This window comes from Candidatus Borrarchaeum sp. (genome assembly GCF_019058535.1).
In the GTDB taxonomy this organism is placed as follows: domain Archaea; phylum Asgardarchaeota; class Sifarchaeia; order Borrarchaeales; family Borrarchaeaceae; genus Borrarchaeum; species Borrarchaeum weybense.
Genome location: NZ_JAHPYX010000121.1, coordinates 1 through 8,612 on the forward strand (window position 1 = coordinate 1; position 8,612 = coordinate 8,612).

The 8,612-nt window shown below is 34.7% G+C and carries 9 protein-coding genes; 5 read left to right on the forward strand and 4 right to left on the reverse strand.

All coding sequences use genetic code 11. From position 1 onward, the window contains the following. The 3 genes from QVB70_RS07000 to QVB70_RS07010 form a co-directional block, all read left to right on the forward strand. A partial coding sequence (locus tag QVB70_RS07000; RefSeq protein WP_287584806.1) for a hypothetical protein occupies positions 1 to 261 on the forward strand: 261 nt, incomplete at its 5' end. Between the two features lie 103 nt (positions 262 to 364). Beyond that, complete coding sequence (locus QVB70_RS07005; RefSeq protein ID WP_287584808.1) at positions 365 to 829, forward strand: hypothetical protein; 465 nt, start codon at positions 365 to 367, stop codon at positions 827 to 829. Between the two features lie 218 nt (positions 830 to 1,047). Then, on the forward strand, positions 1,048 to 2,241 hold the full coding sequence (locus tag QVB70_RS07010; RefSeq protein ID WP_287584810.1) for a glycosyltransferase family 4 protein: 1,194 nt from the start codon (positions 1,048 to 1,050) through the stop codon (positions 2,239 to 2,241). 36 nt (positions 2,242 to 2,277) lie between these two features. On the opposite strand, the gene QVB70_RS07015 is transcribed toward QVB70_RS07010, so the two are convergent. From QVB70_RS07015 to QVB70_RS07025, 3 genes are all read right to left on the reverse strand, one after another. Next, the gene (locus QVB70_RS07015) at positions 2,278 to 3,483 is read right to left on the reverse strand and encodes a glycosyltransferase family 4 protein (RefSeq protein ID WP_287584812.1); all 1,206 of its coding nucleotides are present in this window, start codon (positions 3,481 to 3,483) and stop codon (positions 2,278 to 2,280) included. Between the two features lie 101 nt (positions 3,484 to 3,584). Continuing rightward, complete coding sequence (locus QVB70_RS07020; protein ID WP_287584815.1) at positions 3,585 to 4,103, reverse strand: nitroreductase family protein; 519 nt, start codon at positions 4,101 to 4,103, stop codon at positions 3,585 to 3,587. 41 nt (positions 4,104 to 4,144) lie between these two features. Further along, complete coding sequence (locus tag QVB70_RS07025; RefSeq protein WP_287584817.1) at positions 4,145 to 4,453, reverse strand: hypothetical protein; 309 nt, start codon at positions 4,451 to 4,453, stop codon at positions 4,145 to 4,147. Between the two features lie 147 nt (positions 4,454 to 4,600). Here QVB70_RS07025 and QVB70_RS07030 point away from each other — a divergent pair, with 147 nt between their 5' ends. Then, positions 4,601 to 5,518: a carbohydrate kinase family protein gene (locus QVB70_RS07030; RefSeq protein WP_287584819.1), complete on the forward strand. Its 918-nt coding sequence runs from the start codon at positions 4,601 to 4,603 to the stop codon at positions 5,516 to 5,518. Positions 5,519 to 5,634: 116 nt separating this feature from the next. Next, positions 5,635 to 7,707 (forward strand): GTP-binding protein, encoded by a 2,073-nt coding sequence (locus tag QVB70_RS07035; RefSeq protein WP_287584822.1) that lies wholly within the window; start codon positions 5,635 to 5,637, stop codon positions 7,705 to 7,707. A 703-nt stretch (positions 7,708 to 8,410) separates the two neighbouring features. Here the strand turns inward: QVB70_RS07035 and QVB70_RS07040 are convergent. Then, positions 8,411 to 8,612: hypothetical protein (locus QVB70_RS07040; RefSeq protein ID WP_287584824.1), on the reverse strand; the 202-nt coding region annotated here is incomplete at its 5' end.

Sequence of the window (8,612 nt, forward strand, 5' to 3'; positions counted from 1 at the left end):
GAGGCTTCCTGCTTCAACGACAGACTCGATCCCCTTGCGGGTTACGGAGGTCTTATCTCCACAGGCTTAACATCCCTACGCCCCGTAGGTACTGTTAACGATGGTGAGGCCATCGGAGTATGCACCTTGTCTGCAAGTGTGCCTATTATCCCTCCAATTGTTAGTGATATCTTCGTCGTGCAACCTATATCACAATTAGGGAGACCCCTCGATGCACGTGATGAAAGTGAATACTACTCACGCAATTCATCACTACGCTGAAGCTGTGGTGCTTTCTTTCTCAGCTACTAGTAATTATATATAGTAGTACGTGGCTATACTTCTGCTCAATAGAAATCGTAAAATTTATTGAGGGATATGACCCTTGGAGTCTCTTAAAAAAGATATCCATAATGAAGAAAATCAGAAGGTCGATATTGATAAAGAATGGCTTTTAAGCCTAAATAACGTATTGATGTCTTTTTTTGGATGCGAACCAATAGCGCCAATAATGTTTGAACACGGTCGAAATATTGGACACCTTTTTTTCCACAAAAAGAAGAAAATTGAACAGAGTCGGAATGATGCCTTTCAAATATATTTAAATGAACTTTGTGAATGGCTTAGAAAGAATGGTTTTGGTTCATTAGAGGTAAGCAACAACTATGAACCTCTTAAATACTGTGAATGTCAAATTACGAATTATTTAAATGAATTAGACATTGCGTACTATGGTGGTCTTTTAACAGGTCTTCTGGAATACTTATGGAACAAAGAGATCGAGACAAAATGCTATAAAGAAGATTTAAAAGAGGATTCATGCAAAATCATTCTACAAGAAGCCTATTAGTTGACTAAAGGAAGTTTAATACCCGGTTTTCTAACTAACATTCATCTAATTGTGAGAAAACTATCGAACACTATTTATTTTTCAACAAAGTATTTCTAAGTTTGATTGTTACAGTTTTTGTACACAATTCTAAAAAATAGATTCTCTATTGAAAAATAAGATCATATATCAAAAATATTAGAATTATAAGAACAAATGTAAACAATTAGGTGACTTTAGTGAAGATTGCCCTTCTCCATGCATTTCTCAATCAGAAAGGGGGAGCTGAAAATCTAGTTTTGTGGTATTCAAGACATCTTATAGAAAAAGGACATGACGTTACAATTTTCACTGCACGATTTGATTATAATTTATGGTTATCTGAAGTAAAAGATCTAAGAATTATTGAAATTCCTTGGCTTGGGGACGCGTATTTTCTAGCCCCACTTGCTAGAAACAAATTAGTTTCTAAACTATCTAATTTTGATATAATCAATTTTCATAATTTGAATCTTTCATTTTCTATTGCTTTGGCGAATAAACTATCAAATAAAGATACCACGAAAATGGTATGGTATTGTCACGAACCTCATAGGCCACTCTATCATACGATCACAGATGCTGGATTAGAACATCTATATAGTGCGCGAATGAGGACAGGCAGCGGTCTTTATGATATTTATTATCTCTTAGAGAAGCTTCAGAAAGATATTAGCAACAAGATTCACAGAATATATGACCAAAATATCGTTAACAAAACCGATTTGATCCTAGCAAATAGTAATTATACTTCAGGTCTCGTTAAGCGAATTTATAATAAGGATGCAAAAACTTGCTATCCAGGAATAGATATTACAAAATTTTCAGACAAGGGCAAGGTAAAAGAATCATTGAATTGTGAGAATCTTATTTTAACAATTGGTTTTCTTAGACTTGTGAAGAATTTTGATGTGGCTATTAAAGCAATGCAATATGTTGTAAAGACTCACAGAAAAACAAAGTTGGTCATAGTGGGAAGTGGCCCTGAGCGATATCGCCTTTTAAAACTCGTAAAAAAGCTTCATTTAGAAAGGAATGTACTTATTCAACAACTAGCTGATAAAGAATTGGTAGAGTATTATGGTTCTTCTGATGTAGTTCTCTATATACCTTTTAACGAACCCTTTGGATTAGTGCCCTTAGAAGCTATGGCATCAAAAAAGCCAGTGGTTGCTTCAAATTTATCTGGTCCAACTGAAACAGTTCAGAATAATCGAACAGGATTTCTTGTTGATCCTAAGGATCCAAAGGCTGCAGCTATTGCGATTTGCCGACTCTTAGAAGATAAAGAACTATCAAGAAAAATGGGCGAAGCAGGAAGAAAGCATGTTGAAGATAATTTCACATTAAAACGCTCGGCATCACGCTTTGAAGATTATTTAGTTAGAGAATAGAATTCCCTTGTCCAGTTAATATTCTATATACACACCTCATTGACTGGTTAGAACCTTCTCGTACAGTCTTTCTATTTGTGATACAATTTTCTCCCAATCATATTTCTTAGCTAATTGCACACCATTTTCACCCATCTGCCTTCGAAGTTCTGAATTGCTCAATAATTTCTTTATAGCATCTGCTATGCCTTCAGGGTCACCATAATTTACAATGATACCTGTTTTTCCGTTTCTTACTAAATATGGAATGCCTCCAACATTTGTTGCAACAATCGGTTTGCCTGATGCCATTGCTTCGAGTAAAACTATGGAAAAGGATTCATATGCCGAAGGATTCACGAACACATCACAAAAACCTAGTGCTTCCCGAAGTAAGGATGTCTTAACAGAGCCTAAAAAATTTATGTGATTCTCTATTCCTAAACGTTTTCCTTCTTGCTGTAGATACTTTTTAAATCCCCAATCTTTCCCAATTAAGACAAAAGACGTTTGTGGAAATTCTTTAATTATAATTGGGATTGCGTGAAAAAGATTGAGAAGTCCCTTCTCTTTTCGAATTGCTCCAACAAAAAGAATAACATTCTCCATTAGGCGAAATCTCTTCTTTAACTCCTTTTTTATGGGGATCTTTAAAAAGTCCTGCAAATTTATTCCGTTAGGAATTATTTCTATTTTCTCAGCGGGGATGTGATAATATGATTGTAAAATACTCTTTTCGTGAGGAGTTAACACGATTATAGCATCAGCTATCTTTAAAGATCGCTGTGCAATTGCTTTGAAATAAGGCATTAAACGCATTTCCTCAATAGGGGAAATATTCTTCATGAATGCAAGATAATCGGGATGAAATCCATGGAGGGTAAAAACAAGGGGCTTTTTACGAATTTTACAGACCCATGCACTTAGATCAGTTGGGAAAAAACCATATCCATGAGCATGAATTAAATCATTCTCTAATACTTTATTCATAAGGAAAAACGACATCCCAGGGGCAAATGATGTACTCCACCTTCCTGGAGCAAAAAAAGGAGCTAAAAAGGGAAAAGGAATAAAACGTTTTACTCTTATTCCGTTGATAGAAAAGTTTCTGAAACTTCTTGTTGCTCTTAAGCCTTCTAGGGTTGTGCTCGCAACAAGTACTTCATGCCCACGCTGAACAAGATGTTTTCCAATATTTAAACAATGGTTTTCGATGCCGCCAAGAGAGGGATAAAAGTGGGATGTAGTTAAAATTACTTTCATAATAAAACCTAATGAGAGATCTAACTATTTAAAATGGGATGAATTGCAGTTTAGACCAAAAAAATAGTCGCCCGAATATGTTTAATTATTTTTTTCATGCTTTATTCCCATTTCTCCCATTTTACGATTGTTTCAATTGGTAACCGTGATTTCTTTTTGATACTATCGTCAGCTGGATAACCTAAGGTTAACAATTCTACTATTCTAATACGGTCTGGAATATTAAGAATATTCTTTGCTTTATCTTCATAGAACGCACCAATCCAGCATGTTCCAAGATCTTCTTCTACTGCTGCAAGTGTTATATGGTCAATAGCAATTGCAACATCAATTGGATAACACAGCTGACCACAAGTCATTTCATGATTATCCGTCTCTGCACAGCAAGCGATAACTACCGGTGCCTCTTCGACAAATTTTTGACCTCTAGCAGCTTCTGCTGAAAGTTTTCTTCTCTTTTCTTTATCTTGTACAACCACAAATCGCCATTCTTGCTTATTAGAAGCTGAGGGTGCTAATCTTGCTGCCTCTAGAATTCTCGTTAGTTTTTCTTGTTCAACTTCTTTATCCTTGTATCTTCGGACACTTTTTCTTTTTCTTATTGCTTCATATACATCCAACTAAATCCCACCATGTCAACAAGGTTTACTCGAATGAAATATTAGAAGTCTACTTTTTCGCTGATTTCTGAGAGTTTAATTTCCTCTTTACCGAAGGCACTTACTTTCAATGCTAGATTATTTAAAATGCCTTGATCGATTTTTTCCTTAACCCACGTAATCCATGATTCTCTTTCTGAATTAATAATTTCTTCAAACTTGTCAGGTGTCGCATCTTCTATCCAAATACAATATGTGCATGTCTTTTTACCTTCTTTCATAACTCTCAAGAAATATTGAAACTTTTTTTCACTTGGTTTTGGACTTTCCTCAATCTCAAAACCTTTATAATTCCATTTTTTGATCTCCATATTTAACACCAATTCAATACTTAATCAAGAAAATGATTAGTGCAAATACTAATTTCTAAGCTATAAAATTCTGACCACTTGGGCATTTGATTCATTTCAAGATAAATCTCAAAGATAACAATCTCTAATAAAACTGAGGATCCGTAAATGTATGACCTTGTTGTGATTGCTCACTTTGCGTTAGATATTATAACAAAAAATGGTGAAAACAAACCTCTTAGGCTTGGGGGACCACCACTTTACTGTAGCATCGCTGCTAAACGACTTGGAGGAAGACCAGGCATAATATCCAAAGTAGGTGAGGATTTTAAAGAAGAATTTTTTCTTTTTTTCTCTGGAAACAACATCGATATCTCAGGTATTAAACGTTGTAAAGGTCTTACAACACGATTTAAACTTGAATATAAAGGAGAGGTAAGAACCGAATTTCTGATTGCTAAATCTGAACGTATTGAGATTCAAGATATTTCAGAACAGTTTCTTGACTCTCAAGCATTTATTATTTCGCCAATAGTTGATGAGATACCATTAGATACCTTAAAACATGTAGCCAAGAAAGGAAGGGGTTCAATATACTTAGATCCAAGCGGATATATTCGCTCCATTGCTAAAAACGGCAGCGGTAGAATATTTTTAACAAAATGGAAAGACATGGCGGATTATCTTCAATATATTAATGTTTTAAAAGCCTCTGTTTCAGAAATTGAAGTTTTAACAAATTGTAATGATCTAAAACTAGCAGCTAAAGAAATAGAAGATTTAGGAGTCAAAATTGTTATTATAACTGAAGGAAGTAAAGGCTCATATATCCAATACAAAGGAGAATTCTTCCACATTCCCTCAATCAAATGCAGTAATGCAGTGGATGTCACAGGTGCAGGAGATGTATATATTTCTGCTTTTGCTCTTGAATTCTCAAAAACTAAAGATGCAATTAGAAGTGGAGCGTTTGCAACAGCTGCAGTCTCTTCAAAAATACAGGGTCCTGGTGTAAGTGCATTAAAAACTAGAAATGAAATTGAAGAACTGGCATCTCAACTAGTAACTCACATTTCCACACTTTGAATGATTATAATGTCCTTTGTTTTAGGCGTTGTTATCTTTTTCAAAGTTTTAGAAAATTTTTAAAGCACAAGCTTGATACTATTAAAAAATATTGATTTGAAAAGTTGTGTAATTAAATGAGTTTCGATTTCCTCTTCAAGTGCATCGTCGTAGGAGATGGGGCTGTAGGAAAAACCGCAGCCACTATACGATATGCGACAGGCACGTTCGCTGATTCTTATAAGATGACCATTGGTGTCGACTTCAGAGTGAAGATTATAACCCTTGAAGGTAAAAAAATCAAGCTTCAGATATGGGATACAGGAGGCCAAGAAAGATTCGCAAATGTCCGACCTTTATATTATCGTGGTGCTAGCGGCGCGATCATTATGTATGATATAACCAGCCGAGACAGTTTCCTTGGACTTCCAAAATGGTTTGATGAAGTTGTGAAATATTGCGGAAAAGTGCCATGGATTATAGTTGGTAATAAATTAGATCTTGCAGATCAATTTAGACGAGTTTATTCAGACGAAGGTGAGTCATACGCTAAACAAATGAATGCAGACTATTTTGAGTGTTCTGCAAAAGATGGGCGAAATATCGAGACCATTTTTAGAAATATTGCAACTAAAATGATTGAAATAGCAGAGACAAAGAAAAAACCGGTAGTGACGGCACCTACTCCCGCTGAAGTCGAAATAAGTGCTACAGCAACTGTTTCTCCAACTGTTTCTCCAACTGTTTCTCCAATAACATCTCCTGTAGTGACTAGACCACTTCCATTAGTTGTGGCTGAACCTTTTTCATACATTGAAGAGAATACGATACCATATATGCTTAATACAGATACAAATGAAGTTCTTACTCAAGATATTGAATTGGCAACTGTTTTTACACTATCTGAACAGCTGCGATCGTCCGATGAATCACTAGAATCGATTTCAAAAGTTCAATGGCCTATGTATATCATACCTTACAAAGGGGGCTCATTCCTTCTTGATGGATTCAAAATTGTATCCAATGAGTTTTTAATAACACAAATTCCTGCGTCAGATGAAATCAAGAGTATATTGAATGTTACTGAGTTAAAGAATGCTACTATAAGTCTTGACAGAATTAAAAACCTTCTCGCAAATCTTTCGGTTCGAAAGTTTACAGTACACGCACTCCATCAACCATCACTTCTAAAAGAAGCTATTCCATTTATAGAACGTACAGCCTCGTATAAAACAGTTAAAAGCTACAAATTACAGCCAGATATAATCTTTCAAGTAGCATCAATGTTCCCTAAAGAATTTGATGCATTTAGTGAAAACATTATTGACTTTAGGAAGGCATGGAGTAACATTTCTGAGTCAATTGAAGAAAAAATTCTTGAATTCCAACAAAAAACAATTTCACTCGGTCTACAGATTAGAAAAGCGTATCAAGATCAATTAACCAAATTAAAAAAAGAAATGGATCAAAAAATTATCAGTCTTCAAGTTAATTATGATGAACAGTCAGAAACACTTGAAAAATCATTAAGAGATGAAGGATTGACAGCAGTTGAAGATCTACAAAAACAAATTGACATTTACAAAAAGGAGTGCGATTTACGAATAAAAGAGCAAGAAGAGCTTTTCGGAATAGTACAAAATGGAAAATCGCAGACAATCAGTCTTTTAGAATCAAATAAAGAGAAATTTGTCCAACTTAATACTTTCATACGTACAGTCGAAGATAAACAAAAAGAATTATCCAATATCATAGCAGAATATTCGAATAAAACAACAAGTGAAGAAAAACAGCCCGAAAAATTTGTTGTAAAAGATCTTCCAACTCAGGAAACTACGCAAATTGGTCTACCATTTTATTTTGTAAAATATGTTAAAGGATTTAAACCCAGATATGCGGTAATACCTCCACTTATCCTTAGCCCATCAGAGGAATATAACGGTGAAAAAATAGTTACGAATTTATCGATTTTCACACCAACTGCGTTGCAATTTCTTTTCAAAACAAAAGTTGAAGGTAAAATTACAAGAAGTGAACAATTTCGTAATAGCGTTGAACTCGTTTGTACAGAGAATAATCTATTAACTAAGAAAGATGTGAAGGAGAGAATTCAAGATGGGCTTGAGGAACTTTTTAATGAGGACATTATCGATCCGCAAACATGGCAATGGTTGAAAACTCAATTAGACTCGGTTGTCCAATCCAGTTAGTGATAATAGGCATTTATCAAATCTTTTGTATGGAAATAGTAGCAATTTAAGATTATGCAGTAAAGTCGAAACATCCAAAAGATTAAAAATTGAATTTTGGAAAGTGTTAATCGATTTATTAGAAGTTGAGTCAAAAATATCATCAAATAATTGTGTCCCACAGCAGATACAAAATATGTAATATTGGGGAAGGGCTAATCCACAGTTTGGGCAACAAATACTATCGGAGTCTTTTTCCATTCCGTTCTTTAAAAGTAACTTATCTTTAAACTTCATTATGCTTTCTTTCTTTAAAATATCGTGAGTTTTTAGAGCGCTTTTAAGATGATCTTTAAACCTGACTTCATCTGAACTATACACCATTAGTTCGTTTATTTTATTAAAAGTACGTTTACAGATGTTATTCCATTAGAGAGTACTGTTTTACCCAGTTCACTTAAGAATGAAATCGCTTTTTTGACTATCATTTCACCCGCTCGCTTTTGATTATAATATATGATATGACAGAACTTGCAAAAGAAGTTTTTGAATAGAAACTCTGGTGGTAGTTCAAGAGATTTTTTTAAAAGGCAATATGAAAGGGAAAGATGACGGCTACGGGACGAAAAATGTCGTTCACACACTGACAGAAATTCTAGAAGTGAATTACCTCACCTTGGCAGATGGGGCTTCCCACCACAAAAGTTACATGTCAATTTAGTGCCTAGGGTTTACTTAGAATTCGAGATAAAGCAAAGCCATAAACTAAAGAATCTGCTAGAATTTCTAACAGGTGAAACGGAACTATTTCTGGAGGTAGAGATGACTGTTGGATTAGAGGAATGAAGGCTCCTGGTATGAATAGCATTAAAGATAGTGCTATGAGCCGTGCTTTTCCATTATCTTTCAGCGACACCATTATAGGA